The sequence below is a fragment of the Neobacillus niacini genome (assembly GCF_036961885.1).
Classification (GTDB): Bacteria; Bacillota; Bacilli; order Bacillales; family Cytobacillaceae; genus Neobacillus; species Neobacillus niacini_H.
Genome location: NZ_JBALNQ010000099.1, coordinates 1 through 986, shown reverse-complemented (window position 1 = coordinate 986; position 986 = coordinate 1). Strand labels below are relative to the sequence as shown.

1 protein-coding gene is annotated in these 986 nt (G+C 37.4%); it reads right to left on the bottom strand.

What is annotated here, in order from left to right:
* Positions 1 to 46: 46 nt before the first annotated feature.
* Positions 47 to 886: a tyrosine-type recombinase/integrase gene (locus tag V7124_RS25995; protein ID WP_335494820.1), complete on the bottom strand. Its 840-nt coding sequence runs from the start codon at positions 884 to 886 to the stop codon at positions 47 to 49.
* Positions 887 to 986: the final 100 nt, after the last annotated feature.

Genomic DNA, 986 nt, shown 5'->3' with positions numbered 1-986 from the left:
TTTCGGGGGTCACCTCAAATTGTCCGATGCCTTTTGCCATTCATCACTAAAAATATTTCCTATAAAATTCTCTTCTAAGGCTGCCACTTAACTGAGCATAAATCCTAGTGGTTTCGCTTTTTTCGTGCCCTAGTAAACTTTGAATAACATCGATAGGAGCTCCGTTGTTCAATAAGTGGGTGGCATAGCTGTGGCGTAGTTGGTGTGGGTGTATTTCTTTGTTGATCCCTGCACGGCTTGATATTCGCTTTATGATGTACCTCATCTGACCAATACTCATTCGGTGCGGGTGTCGTTCCGTAACAAAAATAGCTGGGTCATTATCTTGGCGAAGATCTAAATATCGCTTTAGCCAGATTTCACACCGTATATTAAAGTAAACCTCCCTTTCCTTATCACCCTTTCCAAGTACAATTGCAGAGCGATTTGACCAATTAATACTATTTTTATTAAGAGAAACAATTTCACCTATTCTACAACCTGTTGAAAACATAAATTCAAATAATGCTTTTTCCATTGGAGTAAAACACGCTTCCCTAAAATGTTCAATTTCTCTCTCCGTTAAAAATTTCGGAATCCGTTTTCCTTGTTTAGGTTCTTTAATTTTTGCAGCTGGATTTTTTTGAATATGCCCTTCCTCGTGTGACCAACGAAATAGTGATTTAATAAATCGAATCCGATGAGCTAAACTTGATGGCTTTAAGTGTTCACTGGATTTTGCTAGGTATCCTTTCAACTGATCGGTTGTTACTGATCCAATACTTACATCATTAAAGTGATGGATGAGTAACTTAGATTGGAGTCTATACGCTTTTAATGTCTGTGGAGAGAATCCTTCAATCCTCTTATCCGATTCATAAAGTTCCCAGGCGTTTGTTAATTGCAAAATCAATTCCTCCTTAAGGGTTGTGTTAGAGGAATTATTGCCTTGAATATAGAAATAAACACGTTGATATTGAAGTAACGGGCAGGATAGTTTAATAAAG